Here is a 17,819-nt window from a genome sequence, read left to right on the forward strand (position 1 = left end):
CCTCGACCACTCCACGCGATCACCCAACTGCGTTGCATACGGGAGGACTTGACCCATGTCACACGAACCCGCGACTCCTACGACGTCCTCGGCACCGTCGACGCCCTCGTCCACGAAGGCCGCGCGGCCGGCGCGGGAGCCGCTCGCCGAGCTGCCGATCACCCGCCCCGAGGGATGCCCCTTCGCCCCGCCCGCCGAACTGGCGGAACTGCGCGAGGAACAGCCGCTGCGCCGGATGCGGTACCCCGACGGGCACCTCGGCTGGCTGGCCACCGGGTACTCCGTGGCCCGTGCGGTGGCCGCCGACCGCCGCTTCAGTTCGCGCTACGAGCTGATGCACATGCCGTTCCCGGGCATGCCGGCCGTGGAGCTCCCGCCGGCCACGGTCGGCGACCTGACCGGCATCGACCCGCCGCACCACACCCGCTACCGGCGGCTGCTCATGGGCAAGTTCACGGTCCGCCGGATGCGCGAGCTGACCTCACGCGTCGAGCAGATCACCGCCGAGCACCTGGACGCCATGGAGCGGCAGGGCCCGCAGGTCGACCTGGTGAAAGCGTTCGCGCACCCCGTTCCGGCGCTGATGATCTGTGAACTGCTCGGGGTGCCCTACGCCGACCGCGCGCGCTTCCAGCAGCACGCCATGACGGCGTCCAGCACGGAGGGGTCGGTGGAGGACCAGTACGCCGCCATGGCCGCGCTCCAGGAGTTCGTCGGGGAGCTGGTGCTCGCCAAGCGCGCCCGGCCCACCGACGATCTGCTCAGCGACCTGACCGGCACCGACCTCACCGACGAGGAACTGGCCGGCCTCGGGAGCTTCCTCCTGGGCGCGGGGCTGGACACCACCTCGAACATGCTCTCGCTCGGCACCTTCGCCCTGCTGACCCATCCGGACCAGGCCGACGCCCTGCGCGCCGATCCCGGCCTCGCCGAGCAGGCGGTGGAGGAGCTGATGCGCTACCTCACCATCGCCCACACCGGGGTCCGAGCGGCGCTGGAGGACATCGAGCTGGACGGGCAGTCGATCAGGGCCGGGGAGTCGGTGACCGTCTCCCTGCAGGCCGCCAACCGCGACCCGGAGCGCTTCCCCGACCCGGACCGCCTGGACCTGCGGCGCAAGGCCACCGGCCATCTCGCCTTCGGCCACGGCATCCACCAGTGCCTGGGCCAGCAGTTGGCCCGCGTCGAGATGCGGGTGGCCTTCCCCGCGCTGCTCACCCGCTTCCCGACGCTGCGGCTGGCCGTACCGCCGCACGAGGTGCCGCTGCGCAACGACCTGTCCATGCACGGGGTGCAGCGCCTCCCCGTCACCTGGGACGCCGCGTAGGGCCCGGCGCCGCCCGGAGTCCGGGGTGTGCCCGTCCGCGACCGGCGGCCGGGCACACCCCGTCGGCACACCGGCGCCTGATGGTACGTCAGATTCCGAACGCCGCCGCGTACCGGATCACTCCGCTCGGCACGGCGCGGGACGCGTCCAGCACGAGCGCCATCAGCGCCTCGTCGGGCACGTCGAACGGGGCCCGGATGCCGAAGCGGGACGCCGGGACGAAGCCGAACCGCGGGTAGTAGTCGGGGTGACCGAGGACCACCACCAGGCCCTCGCCCTTCGCCCGGGCGGCGTCGAGCGCGGCGCGGACGGCGGCCGTCCCGGCGCCCTGGCGCTGGTGGGCCGGCAGTACGGCGCACGGGGCCAGCGCCAGCGCGGGCCGGCCGTCGATATGGCAGCGGGTGAGCAGGGCGTGCCCGGCGGGGGTGCCGTCCGGCGCCCGGGACACCAGGGAGAGGCCGTCGATCCAGGCGTCCGGGTCCGCGCGCAGGGCGTCCACCAGGTCGGCCTCCTCGGCGGAGGGGAACGCGGCGAGGTTGATCCCGCGGATCGCGGCGGCGTCCTCGGGCGTCTCGGGGCGGGTGGTCCAGGTGGTGCTCACGGCAGTTCCGTTCTGGGTGCGGGGCCGACGACCGGCGCAATCCGGCGCCGAGGTCCGGGACGCGGTGACAGGGACCCGACGCTAACACTCGCGCCGCGGACCCCACCCCTGCTTTTCCCGTGCGCCACGCCGCTCAGCAGTCGCAACAGCCACAACCATCGCAACAGTCACAGCCGTCGCAGCAGCAGCCGCAGCCGTCACCGCAGTTGCAGCAGTCGCAACAGTCACAGCTGTGGCAGCAGCCCTCGCGCGTCTTGCGCGACCACGGCCCCTCGAACTCCGACGCGCAGCAGACCTTGCAGGTGCAGCACAGCCCGATGGCCACCGCGCAGCCCGCCCAGAAGCCGCGCGGCTTCCTCGGCGGCTGCGGGAAGTGCGGCGACCGGCCGTCGCCGCCCGAGCCGCCGTCCCCGCCGCCGTAGCCACCGCCCGAGCCGCCGGGCGGAACCGGCCCGCCGCCGGCCGGGGCCTGCGGGACGTTCAGGTGCTGCTGACCACCGGCGTACGGACCGCCGACCGGCGGCTGCCCGTACGGGGAACCCCCATTGGGCACGCCCCCGTTCCCGTACGGGTTCCCGTAGGGGTTGTTCCCGTAGGGATTGTTGGCGTACGGGTTCCCACCCTGCGGGTCGTAGGGGCCGGGTGTCGCGCCGTGGCCCTGGTGGGAGCAGGAGGACGTCCCGAAGGCCCGGTCCACCGAGCGCCGCAGTTCGTGCACCAGCAGCACATGGACCAGGGCGGAGTCGGTGAACTCCACGTCGCGCAGCGCCAGTCGGATGCCGTGCAGCGCGTCGTCGCACAGCCGGCGGGCCTCAGCCAGGCCGGCGCCGGTGGCCGTGATCGGGTTCCAGGCGCCCTCGGCGGCGTCCGCCGTACGGTCCTCCACGGCGTCGAGGAGGTGGGCCAGCCGGCCGAAGAGCCGGCCGGCCTCGGCCAGCGGCGCGGCGTTGCCGGGCCGGCCCGCCAGCACCGCGGTGTGCGCGAAGGCCGCGGCGGTGGCCGTCTCGGTCGGCTCGGTGATCACCGTCAGCGGCGTCCCCGGGCCGGCCAGTTCCTCGATGCCCAACTGCCGGTCCACCGCGTCGACGAGGACGGCGGTGTCGAAGCCGAGTGCGGCGCCGGTGCGGGCCCCGGCCCGGTCCCAGCCCGCGGCGACCCGGCGCGCCGCGGCGGCCATCGGACGGCGGCGCAGCACCCCGTTCCCGTCGGCGACGTGGTCACGGATCTTCGCCGAGGCGAGGACGAGGGACACCGACGCCGCGAGGCGCGCGCCCTCCCCCTGGGCGACCGAGGCAGTGCGCATCCCGCGCAGGGGGCACGGGCCGGCGGTGCGGCGTCGGAGTTCGGCCCGGCCGGACTGGGCGTCGGTCAGCACCGAGACGATCAGCCCGTCGTAGTTGGTGACGATCCGTGCGAACTGGCCGTGGTCGGCGCGCAGCGCCAGGCACAGGCCGCACAAGTGGGCCATCCACTCGGTCTTGAGCCCTTGGGTCAGCCGATGGGTACAGGGCCTGACGATTCCGAACATGTAAGAGCAAACCCCCCGTGTGACATGAACATGAGCCGGCAGCTGCGGCGGCAGGGAATGCTACCGACCGGTCCCGTGACCTGCGCGCACACCCCGCGCGCGGGGCAACACCCCAGGCACCGAACCGGCATCACGCCGAGCCCCGCACCGGGTCTCACCCTGACCGGATCAACCCGCCCGCCCCCGCCGCCGTTCACCCTTTCTGCTGATACCACCGATCCGCCCCGCCTGGGAGCATGACGGCGCCACCGCGCGGACGACCGGGCCGCGCCCGCGCCCGGCACTCGACCGACAGTCCTCTTCCGGCATTTGGAGTCCCATGAAGGCAACGAGGTATCTGGCCGCGGCGTGTGCCGCGAGTGCGGCACTGGGCATGGGAACGGCCTCCGCCACGGCGCCGGCCGCGCCGGGCCCGGCCCTCCCCCGTGCGGTCCGAGCCACCGCGGCCCACGGCGTCCTGCTCGCCGACGCGGACAACGGCCGGACGCTCACCGTGCACACCGGGGACGTGATCGAGGTCCGGCTCACCGGTGAGCGCACCGGCGGCACGACCTACACCTGGAGCGCTCCGACCGCCGGCGGCACCGCGGTGCTCCGGCGCACGACGGCCGGCGTGACACCGGCCGGGGGCGCCACCGGGCGCTTCGTCGCGGCCGGGCGGGGCACCGCCACGCTCACCGCGCAGCGGACCTGTCACGCCGCCCCCGGCTCGCTCTGCGCGCACCTGGTCCGGCTCTGGAAAGCCACGGTCACGGTGGCGTGATCGGGCCTCAGCCCGCCGCCCCCAGCTGCCGGGTGGCGGCGTCGACGGTCTGGGTGAGCAGGGTGGCGATGGTCATCGGGCCGACACCGCCGGGCACGGGGGTGATCAGGCTCGCGACCGCCGCCGCGGACGGGAAATCGACGTCGCCGACGTTCCCGGGGTTGTAGCCGGCGTCGATGACGACGGCTCCGGGCTTGAGCTGGTCGCCGTGGAGGAAGCGGGGACGACCGACCGCGGCGATCAGCACATCGGCCTCCCTGGTGTGGGCGGCGAGGTCGGTGGTGCGGGAGTGGCAGTAGGTGACGGTGGCGTCGCGGCCGAGCAGCAGCATCCCCACGGGCTTGCCCAGGATCGCGCTGCGCCCGACGACCACCGCGTGCTTGCCGGTCAGATCGACGTCGTAGTGGTCCAGGAGGTGCATGATGCCGCCGGGGGTGCAGGACGCGAAGCCGTCCATGCCGAGGCTCATCGCGGCGAAGGAGTGCGCGGTGACCCCGTCGACGTCCTTCTCGGGGGCGATGGCCTCGAAGGCGGCGCGCTCGTCGATGTGCGGGCCGACCGGGTGCTGGAGCAGGATGCCGTGCACACCGGAGTCGTCCGACAACTCGCCGATGGTGTCGACCAGTTGGGCGGTGGTGGTGTCGGCGGGCAGCGCGATGTGCCGCGACTGGACGCCGGCCTTGGCGCAGCGGTTGCGCTTCATCCGGACGTAGGTGACCGAGGCCGGGTCGTCGCCCACGAGGACGGTGGCCAGGCACGGCGCCCGGCCGGTGCGCGCGGCGAGTGCCGCGGCGCGCTCGGCGGCCTCCTCGACCATCCGGCGGGCGAGCGCGCTGCCGTCCATCAGGCGGGCGGTGGGGGACGTGGTCTGCGACATGGCGCCTCCTGAGCGTCGTACGTCGTACGGGATCGCCCAGGCGCACGGCATTGGCCGAAGTGGCCGAGCCGCTTCCCGGTGGTACTCCACCCAAGCGCCAGTCACGGCTCGCGCACCACTTTAGGCGATGGCCGGGAGACGGTGGGAACGGGTGTTCGCGGGCGGCGGCGCGGGCCGCCCGGGGTCAGGGGAATTGTTGCCCCGGACTGGAGGTGTACGGCGCGCTGGCGGCCTCCCATTGGCTGAGGATGCCGTCCCAGTCGTGCTGGGCGACGGTGACGGCACTGGGATCCCAGGTGGGCGCCGGGGCCACCGGTGGCGGTGGGGTTGACCAGGCGGCATGGGACTCCTGTGGCGTCCAGGAGGCATAGGGATCCTGTGGCGCCGCCCATGCGGCGGGGTGGCCGGACGACGCCCAGGTGGCGTGCGGCTCGTACGGGGGCTGGGGCGGTGGTGCCTCGGTGCGGGGCAGGTGGCCGGCGTCGGCCGGGGCGGTGGGTTGGACGTCGGCCATTCGTCGATGGCGGCCGATGCGGTCCGGGGCCGCGGGACGGGCAGTGTGGGACTCGGCGGCGAGCTGGTGGGCGCGGGCGGCCAGGATCGTCACGTCCAGGCCCAGTTCGGCGGCGAGCGCGGAGAGGTCGGCGCCGGTGTGGTGACTGTGCACCAGGACCGCGTCCAACGCCGGTGACCAGGCCGGTTCGGATACGGGCGGGGGCGTGGGGGCGGGCGGGGGCATGGGTGCGGGCGCGGGCGCGGGCGGGCGCGGTGGGATGCGGGTGGCGTCCGGCGGGGCGGCCGGGGCGACGGGGATGGAGGTCGCGCTGCCGGCGGTGGTGGCCCGGGGCCAGCTGTTGCCGATCGCAGCGGCCGCGGCCGCTGCCGCGGCGGCCGCGGCGGCCGGCGAGATGGACCGGTTCGGCTCCGGCCGCTCCGGCCGCTCCGAGGTGTCGGCCCGGCGGGCGGCGCGGCGCTCCCTGGCCGACTCGTCGAGCAGGCTCTTGGCCACCGCACGGGCGTCGTCCTTGCCGACCGTACGGCGGGCCAGGCGCACCTCGCGGGCGTCGAGGCCGAGCAGATCGGCGACCACCTCGTCGCTGCCGACGGTCACCGCGAAGGCGGCCAGGGTCCGCGAGCGGCGGGCCTCGGCCTCGTCGAGGAGTCCTTGCGTCCGGCGGACCTCGTCATCGCTGATGCAAAACGCCTGTGCGAGTACCGCGTGGCGCTCCCACAACTCCCTCGGTTCCATGTCAGCGTCAACGCCTTTTGGCCGGTGTTGGTCCGGTTCTCAATGAGAGATCACTGTAAGAGGTGATATTCCCCGCATCGCGCGCAGTGCTTTGGGATGTCATGAGACGGGGCATACGGGGCCGACCGGGCGTATCCGCAGTGACCGATCGTCGGGACGCATCGTTTCAACGGCCATGAGTGTTCCCTCATCCGTCACCGTTGCCGGCCACGGCCGAACCGCCTTCGTCCCCCGCCCTCCGGTGGACCCGTCGCTGCCGCCCGGCACGGAGGTCGCACCCGCGCCGCCGCGGATCAACGCCGAGGTCGTCCGGCAGACCCCCGTGTACGCGGGGCTGGTGAAGATCTGGACGGAGCGGTGCGCGACGGTGCCCGGGGTCGCCGATCCCGAATGGCAACGGCTGGTGTCCTACCGGGCGCTGATGGAGGAGACCGAGCTGGCGCTGACCGCACTGCGGCCGCACCGGGCGCCGGACGTGCTGCCGCCGCGCCGCACCCTTCCGGTGCCACCGGCACGGTACGCGACCGAACTGACACCGGTGCACGGCGGATTGCGGCCGCTCGCACACCCGTGACGGCCCGGCCGGGGAGGGCGGCGCCCCCTCATGCCCGTGGGCCCGGGTACCGGACCCGGGCCCACTGGGGTGGCGACGCGGTGAAACTCGACGACTAGAGCAGCCCGAGGAAGTCGAGGCCGAGGAGGCCGTGCCGGCCCAGGCCGTCGGCGAGGCGGGCCGACTCCTCGCGACTGTCGTCGTCGCGCCGACCCGAGTCGCCGCGGCGCCCGGAGTCGTCACCGCGGCGCCCGGAGTCGTCGTCGCGCCGACCCGAGTCGCTGCGACGGCCGCCGTCGTCGTCGCGGCGGCCGTAGTCGTCGTCCCGGCGGCCGTAGTCGTCGTCGTAGCGACGGTGCTCGCTGCTGCGCCCGTAACCGTCGTCGTAACGGGCGTGCCCGTGCCGGCCTTCGTGGCTGCCGCCCTTGCCGTGGTGGCGGGCGGGCTTGGCGTGGCACCGGCTGTGGGCAGGGCACAGCGTGGTGTGCGCACTGCTGGGGGTCGTCGCGGTGGCGGCGCCCGCCGCCGGGACCACCAGGGTGGCCGCGGCGAGGCCGGCCACCGCGAGCCCGCGAGGAATCGAACGAAGCATTCTTCCACCTTTACTCGGCTGGGCAGAAAAGGAACATTCTGCTGCAATCGCGACAATAGGTCGGCCATCCAGCCCTGCGCGGAGACCCGCCGGAGGGTCACCGGAACGCAGCACCGGCCGCGCCACCCCGAGCACACCCCCTGCCGCACGGTGTCACTCCGTCTTCGGCAGTCCTTCCAGCAGGGAGCCCAGGGCCTCCCCGACCAGGCGGGAGACGGTGTTCGGATCGGCGCTGGCCAGTGGCTCCTTTCCGACCACCACGCGCATCAGGCCGATGCCCAGCAGCCAGGACAGCGCCAGATCGCCGCGCAGCGCGCCGTCCTCGGCCCGCGAGAGGGTGGCCAACACCTCGGCGTACTCGTCACCAAGCCCCCGCAGCGCCTCGGCGATTTCGTCGCTGCCGCCGATGGAGCGGAGGCAGACCTCCAGCGACCGGTCGGCACCGGGGCCGCGGCCCTCGGCGAGCATGCCGCGCAGCGCGACGTCGAAGAGCCGCTCGGCGGGGGTGCTGCGCAGCTGCTCGTGCCCGCCGCGCGCCATCACCTCGCCGAACAGCGCCTTCTTCGAGCCGAAGTAGCGGAACAGCAGGGCCTGGTTGACACCGGCCCGGGCCGCGATGTCGCGGACCGTGGCGCGCTCGTAGCCGCGCTCGGCGAAGAGTTCCGAGGCGGCGTCGAGCAACAGCCGCCGGGTGCTCTGTGCGTCCCGGCGGTGTTCGCCGGCGGCGCCGCCCCGCCGGGCCTCCCCCGCCGGCCGCGCCGCGACCTCCTGCATTGCCTCCCGCATCGCCACTCCCCTTTCCATCGGTCCGTCAGATGACCACCGTGGCCCGCCGTGCCGGCCATGACGACGGCCACAATCCATCGTTGACCGCCCCGAGCGCACGTCCTACCGTTGTAAGCAGGTGCTTACACAAGGGAGGTCACCGTGACCACAGCCGGCACAGCACCCGTCTCCTACCCCTTCAATATCGCTGAGAGCCTCGATCTTTCGGCGGAGTACGAGCGGGTGCGCAGTAGCCCCGGTCTTCTCAAGGTCAAGTTGGCATACGGCGAGCCGGCCTGGCTCGTGACGCGGTACGCCGAGGCCCGGTTCGTCCTGGGCGACCAGCGCTTCAGCCGGGCCGAGGGCATCAAGCACGATGAGCCCCGACAGTCCGAGGGAAGCCGCGACAGCGGCATCCTGAGCATGGATCCACCCGATCACACCCGACTGCGCACCCTGGTCGCCAAGGCGTTCACGGTCCGTCAGGTCGAAAGACTTCGGCCACAGGTCAGGGAGCTGACCCGGGAGCTGCTCGACGAGCTGGAAGCGGCCGGGCCGCCGGTCGACCTGGTCGACCATTACGCCCTGCCCATCCCGGTGGCGGTCATCTGCCGGCTGCTGGGGGTGCCGACCGAGGACCGGCCGCAGTTCCGGGCCTGGAGCGACGCCGCCCTGTCGACGAGTTCCCTGACGGCCGAGGAGTTCGACGCCAATCGCGAGGAACTCCGGGCGTACATGGGGAAGTTGATCGCGCAGCACCGGAAGGATCCGCAGGACGACCTGATGACCGCGCTGATCGACGCGCGGGACGTCGACGACCGGCTGTCGGAGCTCGAACTGGTCGATCTGTGCGTCGGCATCCTGGTCGCCGGGCACGAGACCACCGCCACCCAGATCCCCAACTTCGTACTGGCACTGCTGGACCACCCGGAACAGCTGGCCCTGCTGCGGGAGCAGCCCGAGCTGATCGGGGGCGCCGTGGAGGAGTTACTGCGGTTCGTCCCCCTGGGGAGCGGTGCGGGTCAGGCGCGGTACGCCACGGAGGACATCGAGGTCGGGGGCACGCTGGTGCGGGCCGGCGAGCCCGTGCTGGTCGCGATGGGCGCGGCCAACCGCGACGCACTGCGGTTCGACGCCCCGGGGAAGCTGAACATCCAGCGGACCGGCACCCAGCACCTCGGCTTCGGGCACGGCGTCCACCACTGCCTGGGCGCGCCGCTGGCCCGGCTGGAGCTCCAGGAGGCGCTCTCCGCGCTGATCACCCGGTTCCCCGGGCTGCACGTGGCCGGGGACATCGAGTGGAAGACCCAGATGCTGGTGCGCGGTCCGCGGGTCCTGCCGGTGGGGTGGTGAGCGCGATGGCGTGGAAGGTGGAGATCGATCCGGGGCTGTGCATCGCCTCGGGTTCCTGCCCGGCGATCGCACCGGAGCTGTTCGCGCTGGACGGGCCGCGCGCCCGGGCGGTGCGGGAGGAGATCCCGGAGGACGAGCGGGCGTTGGACGCGGCCGAGGTGTGCCCGGCGATGGCCATCACGGTGCGGGACGCCTCCGGGCAGGTGATCGGCCCCCTGTCGTAGCGGGATCCGGGGGCAGTTGGCGGGGCGCGGCCGGGGGCCGCGCCCCGCTGCGCGTGCCCGGGCGCCGATCGGGCCGCGGGAGACACGGTCCTGACGGTCGATCGGGGATCCGGGTGGGCGAACTCGGCGCGCACCCCTTGCCAAGGCGAGATAGTACGTGTTCGGATTATCTTCGTCGGGGTGCCATCAGCATGGCATCACCACAGATCAGAGCATGTCCACAGGACCACGGCGACGGGCCGGCAGCGTCCCGCCGCACGCACCGACGACCACCCAGCCCCCGAACGCGTCTTCTGGAGGGTCCCCGTGTTCGACCTCTCGTCCGTCGATCTGCTCGACGTCTTCACCCGCCAGCTGCGGCTGTGCAAACTGCGCAGCGACGAACACGTCGTGGTGCTGGCCGAGCCGGACAGTCGCGGCGACTATGTCGCGGCGGCGTTCGGCGCGGCCAAGGCGTGCGGCGCGCACGTCATCGCCGCGACCGTCCCCGGCGGCACGCCCGCGCCGATGCCCAGCACGCACACCGGTGCCGGCCCCGGGCTGACCTCCGTCCTCAACGACACCACCGCCCAGGACCTGCTCAAATCGGCGGACCTGGTGGTCGATCTGACCCGCGAGGGCTTCATCCACGCCCCGGTCCAGCAGGAGATCCTCCGGGCCGGCACCCGCATCCTCTTCGTCTGCGACGCCCCCGAGGTGCTGATCCGCAACCTCCCCAAGGAGGAGGACAAGGCCGAGGTGCTGCGCGGCGTCGAGCTGCTCCGGCGGTCGTCGCAGATGCGGGTGCGCTCCGCCGCCGGCACCGACCTGACCGTCCAGCTCAGCGGCTCCCGCCCGGAGTTCCAGTGCGGTTTCGCCGACGATCCGGGCCGGTGGGACCACTGGCCGAGCACCATGGTGCTGTGCTGGCCGGAGCTCTCCGACGGGCAGATCGTGCTGGCGCCGGGCGACATCCTGCTGCCGTTCAAGGAGTACGTCCGCGAGCCGGTGACGCTGCAGATCACCGGCGGCCACATCGAGAAGGTCGGCGGCGGCGCCGACGCCGACCTGCTCACCACGTTCTTCGAGGACTCCGGGGACACCTGGGCGCGCAGCCTGTCGCACCTGGGCTGGGGGCTGATGCGGACCGCCGACTGGTTCGCCACCGCCATGTACGGCAAGGACGAGCTGATGGGCATGGACGCCCGGGCCTTCGCCGGCAACTTCCTGTGGTCGACGGGCCCGCACCCCGTACTGGGCCGGGAGTCCTACGCCCACCTCGACATCGCGATGCGCGGCTGCTCGGTGACGGTCGACGGGACGGAGGTGGTGGTGGACGGCCGGCTCGTCGACGACGCCCGGCCCGCCGACGGCTGACCGGCCACCGCGTCCTGTCCCGTCGTGTCCGTGCGGAACGTCCTGGAGGAAACGTGGTGCCCAGCCAGTCCTACGAAGTCACCATCACCGGCGGCGGTCTCGGCGGCCTGACCGCGGCGCTGGCGCTGCGCCAGCGCGGGCTGCGGGTCACCGTCCTGGAGCAGGCACCGCTGCTCGGCGAGGTCGGCGCCGGCATCCAGACCGCGCCCAACGCCAGCCGGATCCTGCTCGGGCTGGGTCTGCGCCGGCAGCTGGAGGCGATCCACACCGAGCCGCTGGACCAGGTGCGGCGGCGCTGGCAGGACGGCCGCGTGGTGGCGCTCACGCCGCTCGGCCAGGCGTGCAAGGACCGGTTCGACGCCCCGTACTGGCACTACCACCGCGCCGATCTGCACCAGGTGATCATGGAAGCCTGTCTCGATCCGACCGGTCCGGGCCCGGTCGTGACGATGCACACCGCGAGCCGGGTGGTCGAGCTGGACCGCACCCGGTCCGAGCGGCCGGTGGCGGTCACCGACGACGGGCGGCGGTTCGCCGGCGACGTGCTGATCGGCGCGGACGGCGTCCGCTCGCGGGTGCGGGAGCTGATCGGGGCGCCGGACACCCTGCTGTTCTCCGGCGAGATGGCCTACCGGGCCCTGATCCCGGGCGAGCTGATCGCCGCCGACCCGGCCACCCGCTGGCTGGTGGACCGCTTCCAGAGCACCATCTGGTACGGGCCCGAACGGCACCTCGTCCACTACCTGATCCGCGGCGGCGCGTATCTGAACGTGGTGGCCTGCGTGCCGTGCACCGACGAGGTCGCCGAGAAGTGGACGGTGCCCGCCACCCCGCAGGACCTGGTGGACGCCTTCCCCGGCTGGGACGACCGGGTGCCGGCGATGCTGTCCAAGGCCAAGGAGAACGTCGGCTGCTTCGCCCTCTACCACCGGCGGCGGGACCCGGTCTGGACGGACGGGCACGTGGCGCTGCTCGGCGACGCCTGCCACGCCATGCTCCCCTACCAGGCGCAGGGTGCCTCGCAGGCCATGGAGGACGCCGCGGTGCTGGCCGAGGAGCTGGGGGCGGTCACCGTCTCCGGGGTGTCGCAGGCACTGCGCCGGTACGTCGACCGGCGCGCCAAGCACGCCGGGATGGTGCAGGAGGCGTCCTTGCAGAACAAGACCTTCTACCACTTCCCCGACGGCCCCGAGCAGCGGGCCCGGGACGCGCAACTGCGCCGCTTCGAAGGCGAGTCGGACCTCTCCTACGACTGGCTGTGGCGCGGGACCCCGCTCAACGACCCCGACCAGGTGGCGTTCTCCTATCCGTTCGCCCGCTGAGGCCCCACCGCACCGGCCTGACGACACGAACAGGAAGCCCATGAAACCCGCCCCCTTCCGCTACCACCGAGCCCGCGACGTCCACGGCACCACCCAGCTACTGGCCGAGCTGGGCGAGGACGCCAAGGTCATCGCCGGCGGCCAGAGCCTGGTCGCGATGATGAACTTCCGGCTGGCCCGGCCGCGTCACCTCGTCGACATCGGCGCCCTGCGCGAACTCGACCACCTCGGCGTCGGGCCCGACGGTGCCCTGCGCATCGGCGCGCTGACGACCCATCACACCGTGGAGACCGCCCCCGACGAGGTGCTGGGCACCGGATTCGCGGTGCTGCGCCGGGCCATGGGCTGGATCGGCCATCTGCCGATCCGGGCCCGCGGCACGGTCGGCGGCAGCATCGCGCACGCCGACGCGACCGCCGAGTGGTGCCTGCTCGCGGTCGCCCTCGGCGCCCGGCTGCGCGTCGCCGGCCCCGGTGGGCAACGCCTGCTCCCGGCCGAGGGGTTCTTCCTCGGCCCGTACACCAGCGTCCTGGAGCCCGACGAGCTGCTCACCGAGATCGTCTTCCCGCGGCCCGCGCCGCACGCCGCGCTCACCGAATTCGCCGAGCGCAAGGGGGACTTCGCGCTCGTGTCGGCGGTGGTGGACCTCGACATCGGCGCAGGCCGGGTGCGCGGAGGCCGGGTGGGGCTCGGCGGGGTGGCGCCGGTGCCGGTCCGGGTGCCGGCGGCGGAGGCGGTGCTGGCCGGCGGCGGATCGTTCGCCGAGTGCGCGGCGGTGGCGGCCGCGGCCGTCGATCCACCGGACGACGCGGGCGGCAGCACGGCCTACCGGCGGCAGCTCGTCCGGGCCCTGGTCGAGCGGGCCTGCACGGAGGCGGCGGAAGCGACGGAGCGGCGGGAGGCGGGGCGACGATGACCCGGGGCGAGGACGGTGCGCGGGAGGGCGAGGGGCGGCTGATCGGGCGGTCCGTGCCGCGGCGGGAGGACCCCCGACTGCTGACCGGGCGCGGGCGGTTCGTCGACGACATCGCGCTGCCGGGCACGCTGCACGCGCAGTTCGTCCGCAGCACGGTCGCGCACGGCGAGATCACCGCGATCGATCTGAGCGCGGTGCGCGCGGTGCCGGGGGTGATCGCCGCGTTCACCGCGGAGGACCTGGCGGCGGGCGACATCGTCGCCCAACTCGATCGCCCGCCACAGGAGTTCGTCCCCACGGCGATGCCGGTACTGGCGCGCGACCGGGTGCGGTACGTCGGCGAGCCGGTCGCGATCGTGGTCGCCCGCGACGCCTATGCCGCCGAGGACGGCGTCGAGGCCGCCCGGGTCCGCTACGTCGTCCGCCCCCCGGTGACCAGCGAGGCGGCGGCACTGGCCGACGACGCGCCGCTGGTCCACGCCGAGGCCGCCCGGAACACCCTGGTGGACGTGGAGCTGTTCGCCACCGACGGCATCGACGAGGTCTTCGCCACCGCCGACCGCGTCGTCCGGGTCGAGGCCCGCACCGGCCGGCAGAACGCCCTGCCGCTGGAGACCCGGGGCGCGGTGGCGCACTGGGACGACCGGGAGGAGCAGCTGGTCCTCCACACCTGCACCCAGGTCCCGCACCAGGTGCGGACGGTGGCGTCCCGGTGCCTGCACCTGGCCGAGCGGGCGGTGCGGGTGGTGGTGCCCGACATGGGCGGCGGCTTCGGGTTGAAGTGCGTGGTGGGGCGGGAGGAGATCGCCACGGCGGCGGCCGCGCTCCGGCTGCGGCGCCCGGTGAAGTGGATCGAGGACCGCAAGGACGCGCTGTCGGCGTCGTTCCTCGCCCGCGAGCAGCACTACGACGTGCGGGCCGCCTTCGACGCGAACGGCCGGATCCTGGCGCTGGACGCGGACGTGGTGTGCGACATGGGCGCCTACTCCTGCTATCCGTTCACCGCGGGCATCGAACCGCTGATGGCCGCCGCGGAGATGCCGGGGGTCTACACCGTGCCCGCCTATCGGGTGCGCGGCCGGGCGGTGGCCACCAACAAGGCGCCCTCCGCCCCGTACCGCGGGGTCAGCCGCCCGCAGTACGTGATGGTCATGGAGCGGCTGTTCGAGCGCGCCGCCCGGGAACTGGACCTCGACCCGGTGGAGATCCGCCGCCGCAACCTCATCACCTCCTTCCCCTACACCGGCGTCAACGGCATCACCTACGACCCCGGCTCCTACCGGGAATCGCTGGACCTGTGCGAGCGGACGCTGCGCGCGGAGGGCTGGTACGAGAAGCGGCGCACGGCCCGCGCCGAGGGCCGCCACCTGGGCATCGGATACGCCTGCTTCAGCGAGCGGACCGGCTACGGCTCCGCCGCCTTCGCGCAGCGGAGGATGGCGGTCGTCCCCGGCTTCGACCTCTCCGAGGCGCGGATGGACCCCAGCGGGGCGGTGACCGTCACCACCGGGACGATGAGCCACGGGCAGAGCCACGAGACGACCCTGGCGCAGATCGTCGCGGACGAACTCGGCCTGGACATCGACAAGGTGCGGCTGCACCAGGGGGACACCGATCGGATCGCCTACGGCTGGGGCACCTTCGCCAGCCGTTCGGCGGCGATCGGCGGCAGCGCCGTACGGCTGGCCGCCGGGCGGCTCGGCGACAAGCTGCGCGCGCTCGCCGCGGCCCGCTGGGACGTTCCCGTGGACCGGACCGCCCTCGGCCGCGGCGAGGTGTTCCGCCGGGACGATCCCGACACCGCGATCGGCTACGTCGAACTGGCCGAACTCGCCTACCTACGAGCCGATCTGCTGCCCAAGGACATCGAGCCGGGGCTCACCGCCACGGCGTCGTTCGACGTCTTCAACGACGGCACGTTCTCCAACGCCACACACGGCACCGTCGTCGAACTCGCCCCCGACACCGGCCGGGTGGAGATCCTGCGCTACGTCTGCGTCGAGGACTGCGGGGTGGCCATCAACCCCCAGGTGGTGGAGGGCCAGTGCCGGGGCGGGATCGCCCAGGGCATCGCCGGGGCGCTGTTCGAGCGGGTGACCTACGACGCCCAGGGCGAGCCGTCGGCGACCAGCTTCATGGACTACAAGGTGCCCACCGCACACGAGATCCCCGACGTGGCGATCCACCACCTGCAGACGCCGTGCGCGTTCACCGAGACCGGCGCGAAGGGCGCGGGCGAGGGCGGCACGATCGGCGCCCCCGCGGCCGTGCTCAACGCCGTCAACGACGCCCTGCGCCCCACCGGCGTGGAACTGGACGACACCCCGATCACCCCGGAGACGGTGCACCGCGCGCTGCACCGCCGGCACTACCAGGAGAGCACCCGATGACCACGCACCCCCGGCCGCCCGACGCCGCCGACGCCGACGCCCTCGCCCTGCAGGCGCCGGAGCTCCAGCTGATGGTCCTCGACGTGAACGGGGAGCGGCACGAGGTGATCACCGAGCCGCGCCGCACGCTGGTGGACGTGCTCCGCCACGAACTGCGGCTGACCGGCACCCACGTCGGCTGCGAGCACGGCATCTGCGGCGCCTGCACGGTCCTGGTCGACGACCGGCCGGTGCGGGCCTGCCTGATGTTCGCCGCGCAGGCGGAGGGGGCCCGGATCCGCACCGTCGAATCGCTGTCGGCGGGGTCCTGCGGCCGGCCCGACGAACTCGGCGATCTGCAGCGCGCGTTCCGGGAGCGGCACGCCCTGCAGTGCGGCTTCTGCACACCCGGGTTCCTGATGCTCGCCGAGGGTTTCCTCGCCGAGCGGCCGGACGCCGACCGGGAGCAGATCCGCGAGGTGGTCGCCGCCAACCTGTGCCGGTGCACCGGCTACCAGCCCATCGTCGAGGCGATCGAACAGTGCGCCGCGGCCCGGCGGGCGGCCCGGTCGGACGTCCGGAAGGAGAAGTGATGCAGCTCAGCAACACGGTGCCGGTGAACGCCGCGCCGGATGCGGTGTTCGCCCTGGTCAACGACGTGCAGCGGGTGGCGTCCTGCATGCCGGGCGCGGTGCTCGACGGCCGGGACGGCGATGCCTGGCAGGGGCGGGTCCGGGTCAGGGTCGGGCCGATCACGGCCGCGTACGCCGGCACGGTGCGGTTCCTGGAGACCGACGCCGACCGCCGACGGCTGCGGGTGCAGGCCCGCGGCGCGGACGCCCACGGCAACGGCGACGCGGAGGCGGAGGTGACGCTGACCGTCGCCGAGGCACCGGAGGGTGCGCGGCTGGAGCTGGTGACGGATCTGGTGATCCGGGGCAAGCTGGCCCAGTTCGGCAAGGGCGCGATCGGGACCGTCTCGACGCGGATCCTGGAGCAGTTCGCCCGGAACCTGGGCGGGTTGCTGGAGGCCGAACGGGACGGCACCTCGACGACGGCGCCGGCGACGACAGCGGCGCCGGCGGCCGGGCGGGTGCCGGCGTCGACACCAACCACCGCCTCAATCACGGATTTTGACGGTCTGTCGGTTCTCCTTGGACCCGCTGTCCGGCCCGCGCTGGCCAAGTACGGCCCGTTGGCCGTCGCGTTCGCGGTCGGGGTGGGCGAGGGCTGGCTGCTGGGGCGGCTCGCGGGGATGCGGCGGGAGCTGCGGACATTGCGCCGGGGGCGGGCATGAGCCACTACGGGACGGCCACCGACCGGACCTACGAGCGGGCCGGGTTCGGCGCCCCGGTGCGTCGCGGTCGACGGCCGGCGCTCATCGTCGTCGATCTGACCCGGGGGTTCACCGAGGACCGGTTCCCGACCGGTGCCGATCTGACCGAGGTCGTCACGGCCACCGCCCGGCTGATCGAGGCGGGCCGGCCCGCCGGCGTCCCGGTCGTGTTCACCGCGATCGCCTACACCTCCGCAGAGGTGGGCGGTGACCACATCACCTGGCTGCGCAAGGCACCGGGCCTGGGCACCCTGTTGGAGGGGAGCGAGGCGGTCGCCCTCGATCCGCGACTGCCGCGGCGGGAGAGCGATCCGCTGGTGGTCAAGAAGGGCGCCTCGGCGTTCTTCGGCACCCCGTTGGCCGCCACCCTGACCGGGCTGGGCTGCGACACCGCGGTGGTGTGCGGCGCGACCACCAGCGGCTGCGTACGGGCCACCGCGGTCGACGCGGTGCAGTCCGGATTCCCGGTGCTGGTGCCGCGGGAGTGCGTCGGGGACCGGGCGGCGGGCCCGCACGACGCCGCCCTCTTCGACATCCAGGCCAAGTACGGCGATGTCATCGCGCTGGCGGACGCGATCGGCTATCTGGGCGGGCCGGCGGGCGGCTGAGCAGCCACGACCGCAGCATCCGCCGTGCCCGTCGCCCGCCCCGTCTCCCGCCCCGCCTCCGCTTGCACCCTCAGGAAGGT

General features: G+C 73.6%; 18 protein-coding genes and 1 riboswitch. Of the genes, 12 read left to right on the top strand and 6 right to left on the bottom strand.

The window, feature by feature from the left end; genetic code table 11:
• Nucleotides 1-55: 55 nt before the first annotated feature.
• Nucleotides 56-1,327 (top strand): cytochrome P450, encoded by a 1,272-nt coding sequence (locus JNO44_RS07700; RefSeq protein ID WP_205362467.1) that lies wholly within the window; start codon nucleotides 56-58, stop codon nucleotides 1,325-1,327.
• An 88-nt stretch (nucleotides 1,328-1,415) separates the two neighbouring features.
• Here JNO44_RS07700 and JNO44_RS07705 read toward each other — a convergent pair whose 3' ends face one another.
• Together JNO44_RS07705 and JNO44_RS07710 are read right to left on the bottom strand one after the other, a co-directional pair.
• A complete protein-coding gene (locus tag JNO44_RS07705; RefSeq protein ID WP_205362468.1) occupies nucleotides 1,416-1,928 on the bottom strand; it encodes a GNAT family N-acetyltransferase in 513 nt (170 codons plus the stop codon).
• Between the two features lie 133 nt (nucleotides 1,929-2,061).
• Nucleotides 2,062-3,456 carry a DUF5685 family protein gene (locus tag JNO44_RS07710; protein ID WP_205362469.1) on the bottom strand — a complete coding sequence of 465 codons (1,395 nt, stop codon included), beginning with the start codon at nucleotides 3,454-3,456 and terminating at the stop codon, nucleotides 2,062-2,064.
• Nucleotides 3,457-3,775: 319 nt separating this feature from the next.
• Between JNO44_RS07710 and JNO44_RS07715 the strand changes: the two genes are divergently transcribed.
• Nucleotides 3,776-4,219 (top strand): hypothetical protein, encoded by a 444-nt coding sequence (locus JNO44_RS07715; protein WP_205362470.1) that lies wholly within the window; start codon nucleotides 3,776-3,778, stop codon nucleotides 4,217-4,219.
• A 7-nt stretch (nucleotides 4,220-4,226) separates the two neighbouring features.
• Here JNO44_RS07715 and JNO44_RS07720 read toward each other — a convergent pair whose 3' ends face one another.
• The gene (locus JNO44_RS07720; RefSeq protein WP_205362471.1) at nucleotides 4,227-5,096 is read right to left on the bottom strand and encodes a bifunctional 5,10-methylenetetrahydrofolate dehydrogenase/5,10-methenyltetrahydrofolate cyclohydrolase; all 870 of its coding nucleotides are present in this window, start codon (nucleotides 5,094-5,096) and stop codon (nucleotides 4,227-4,229) included.
• Between the two features lie 27 nt (nucleotides 5,097-5,123).
• A riboswitch (ZMP/ZTP riboswitch) is annotated at nucleotides 5,124-5,211 on the bottom strand.
• 69 nt (nucleotides 5,212-5,280) lie between these two features.
• Nucleotides 5,281-6,345, bottom strand: a complete 1,065-nt coding sequence (locus tag JNO44_RS07725; RefSeq protein WP_205362472.1) for a hypothetical protein — start codon at nucleotides 6,343-6,345, stop codon at nucleotides 5,281-5,283.
• Nucleotides 6,346-6,520: 175 nt separating this feature from the next.
• Between JNO44_RS07725 and JNO44_RS07730 the strand changes: the two genes are divergently transcribed.
• Complete coding sequence (locus tag JNO44_RS07730; RefSeq protein ID WP_205362474.1) at nucleotides 6,521-6,919, top strand: hypothetical protein; 399 nt, start codon at nucleotides 6,521-6,523, stop codon at nucleotides 6,917-6,919.
• A 94-nt stretch (nucleotides 6,920-7,013) separates the two neighbouring features.
• Here JNO44_RS07730 and JNO44_RS07735 read toward each other — a convergent pair whose 3' ends face one another.
• A complete protein-coding gene (locus tag JNO44_RS07735; RefSeq protein ID WP_205362476.1) occupies nucleotides 7,014-7,490 on the bottom strand; it encodes a hypothetical protein in 477 nt (158 codons plus the stop codon).
• Nucleotides 7,491-7,643: 153 nt separating this feature from the next.
• The gene (locus JNO44_RS07740) at nucleotides 7,644-8,276 is read right to left on the bottom strand and encodes a TetR/AcrR family transcriptional regulator (protein WP_205362478.1); all 633 of its coding nucleotides are present in this window, start codon (nucleotides 8,274-8,276) and stop codon (nucleotides 7,644-7,646) included.
• Between the two features lie 141 nt (nucleotides 8,277-8,417).
• Between JNO44_RS07740 and JNO44_RS07745 the strand changes: the two genes are divergently transcribed.
• The 9 genes from JNO44_RS07745 (at nucleotide 8,418) to JNO44_RS07785 (ending at nucleotide 17,739) form a co-directional block, all read left to right on the top strand.
• Nucleotides 8,418-9,608: a cytochrome P450 gene (locus JNO44_RS07745; RefSeq protein WP_205362480.1), complete on the top strand. Its 1,191-nt coding sequence runs from the start codon at nucleotides 8,418-8,420 to the stop codon at nucleotides 9,606-9,608.
• Between the two features lie 5 nt (nucleotides 9,609-9,613).
• Nucleotides 9,614-9,832, top strand: a complete 219-nt coding sequence (locus JNO44_RS07750; RefSeq protein ID WP_205362482.1) for a ferredoxin — start codon at nucleotides 9,614-9,616, stop codon at nucleotides 9,830-9,832.
• Nucleotides 9,833-10,138: 306 nt separating this feature from the next.
• Nucleotides 10,139-11,188 carry a 2,5-dihydroxypyridine 5,6-dioxygenase NicX family protein gene (locus JNO44_RS07755; protein WP_205362484.1) on the top strand — a complete coding sequence of 350 codons (1,050 nt, stop codon included), beginning with the start codon at nucleotides 10,139-10,141 and terminating at the stop codon, nucleotides 11,186-11,188.
• A 53-nt stretch (nucleotides 11,189-11,241) separates the two neighbouring features.
• Complete coding sequence (locus JNO44_RS07760) at nucleotides 11,242-12,510, top strand: FAD-dependent monooxygenase (RefSeq protein WP_205362486.1); 1,269 nt, start codon at nucleotides 11,242-11,244, stop codon at nucleotides 12,508-12,510.
• Nucleotides 12,511-12,550: 40 nt separating this feature from the next.
• The gene (locus tag JNO44_RS07765) at nucleotides 12,551-13,426 is read left to right on the top strand and encodes an FAD binding domain-containing protein (RefSeq protein ID WP_205362488.1); all 876 of its coding nucleotides are present in this window, start codon (nucleotides 12,551-12,553) and stop codon (nucleotides 13,424-13,426) included.
• On the top strand, nucleotides 13,423-15,816 hold the full coding sequence (locus JNO44_RS07770) for a xanthine dehydrogenase family protein molybdopterin-binding subunit (RefSeq protein ID WP_205362490.1): 2,394 nt from the start codon (nucleotides 13,423-13,425) through the stop codon (nucleotides 15,814-15,816). Before JNO44_RS07765 ends, JNO44_RS07770 begins: the two co-directional genes overlap by 4 nt.
• The gene (locus JNO44_RS07775; RefSeq protein WP_205362491.1) at nucleotides 15,813-16,388 is read left to right on the top strand and encodes a (2Fe-2S)-binding protein; all 576 of its coding nucleotides are present in this window, start codon (nucleotides 15,813-15,815) and stop codon (nucleotides 16,386-16,388) included. The genes JNO44_RS07770 and JNO44_RS07775 overlap by 4 nt, the downstream gene beginning before the upstream one ends.
• Entirely contained in the window at nucleotides 16,388-17,092 is a 705-nt protein-coding gene (locus JNO44_RS07780) for an SRPBCC family protein (RefSeq protein ID WP_205362493.1), read from the top strand. Before JNO44_RS07775 ends, JNO44_RS07780 begins: the two co-directional genes overlap by 1 nt.
• Nucleotides 17,089-17,739: an isochorismatase family protein gene (locus JNO44_RS07785; RefSeq protein WP_205362495.1), complete on the top strand. Its 651-nt coding sequence runs from the start codon at nucleotides 17,089-17,091 to the stop codon at nucleotides 17,737-17,739. Before JNO44_RS07780 ends, JNO44_RS07785 begins: the two co-directional genes overlap by 4 nt.
• Nucleotides 17,740-17,819 lie beyond the last annotated feature (80 nt).

The organism is Streptomyces noursei, assembly GCF_016917755.1.
In the GTDB taxonomy this organism is placed as follows: domain Bacteria; phylum Actinomycetota; class Actinomycetes; order Streptomycetales; family Streptomycetaceae; genus Streptomyces; species Streptomyces yunnanensis.

Excerpts from the sequence above, each read along its gene's own strand:
- JNO44_RS07700 (WP_205362467.1), top strand. The coding sequence starts at position 56 with ATGTCACACGAACCCGCGACTCCTACGACGTCCTCGGCACCGTCGACG.
- JNO44_RS07710 (WP_205362469.1), bottom strand. The coding sequence starts at position 3,456 with ATGTTCGGAATCGTCAGGCCCTGTACCCATCGGCTGACCCAAGGGCTC.
- JNO44_RS07715 (WP_205362470.1), top strand. The coding sequence starts at position 3,776 with ATGAAGGCAACGAGGTATCTGGCCGCGGCGTGTGCCGCGAGTGCGGCA.
- JNO44_RS07720 (WP_205362471.1), bottom strand. The coding sequence starts at position 5,096 with ATGTCGCAGACCACGTCCCCCACCGCCCGCCTGATGGACGGCAGCGCG.
- JNO44_RS07725 (WP_205362472.1), bottom strand. The coding sequence starts at position 6,345 with ATGGAACCGAGGGAGTTGTGGGAGCGCCACGCGGTACTCGCACAGGCG.
- JNO44_RS07730 (WP_205362474.1), top strand. The coding sequence starts at position 6,521 with ATGAGTGTTCCCTCATCCGTCACCGTTGCCGGCCACGGCCGAACCGCC.
- JNO44_RS07735 (WP_205362476.1), bottom strand. The coding sequence starts at position 7,490 with ATGCTTCGTTCGATTCCTCGCGGGCTCGCGGTGGCCGGCCTCGCCGCG.
- JNO44_RS07740 (WP_205362478.1), bottom strand. The coding sequence starts at position 8,276 with ATGCGGGAGGCAATGCAGGAGGTCGCGGCGCGGCCGGCGGGGGAGGCC.
- JNO44_RS07750 (WP_205362482.1), top strand. The coding sequence starts at position 9,614 with ATGGCGTGGAAGGTGGAGATCGATCCGGGGCTGTGCATCGCCTCGGGT.
- JNO44_RS07765 (WP_205362488.1), top strand. The coding sequence starts at position 12,551 with ATGAAACCCGCCCCCTTCCGCTACCACCGAGCCCGCGACGTCCACGGC.
- JNO44_RS07770 (WP_205362490.1), top strand. The coding sequence starts at position 13,423 with ATGACCCGGGGCGAGGACGGTGCGCGGGAGGGCGAGGGGCGGCTGATC.
- JNO44_RS07775 (WP_205362491.1), top strand. The coding sequence starts at position 15,813 with ATGACCACGCACCCCCGGCCGCCCGACGCCGCCGACGCCGACGCCCTC.
- JNO44_RS07780 (WP_205362493.1), top strand. The coding sequence starts at position 16,388 with ATGCAGCTCAGCAACACGGTGCCGGTGAACGCCGCGCCGGATGCGGTG.
- JNO44_RS07785 (WP_205362495.1), top strand. The coding sequence starts at position 17,089 with ATGAGCCACTACGGGACGGCCACCGACCGGACCTACGAGCGGGCCGGG.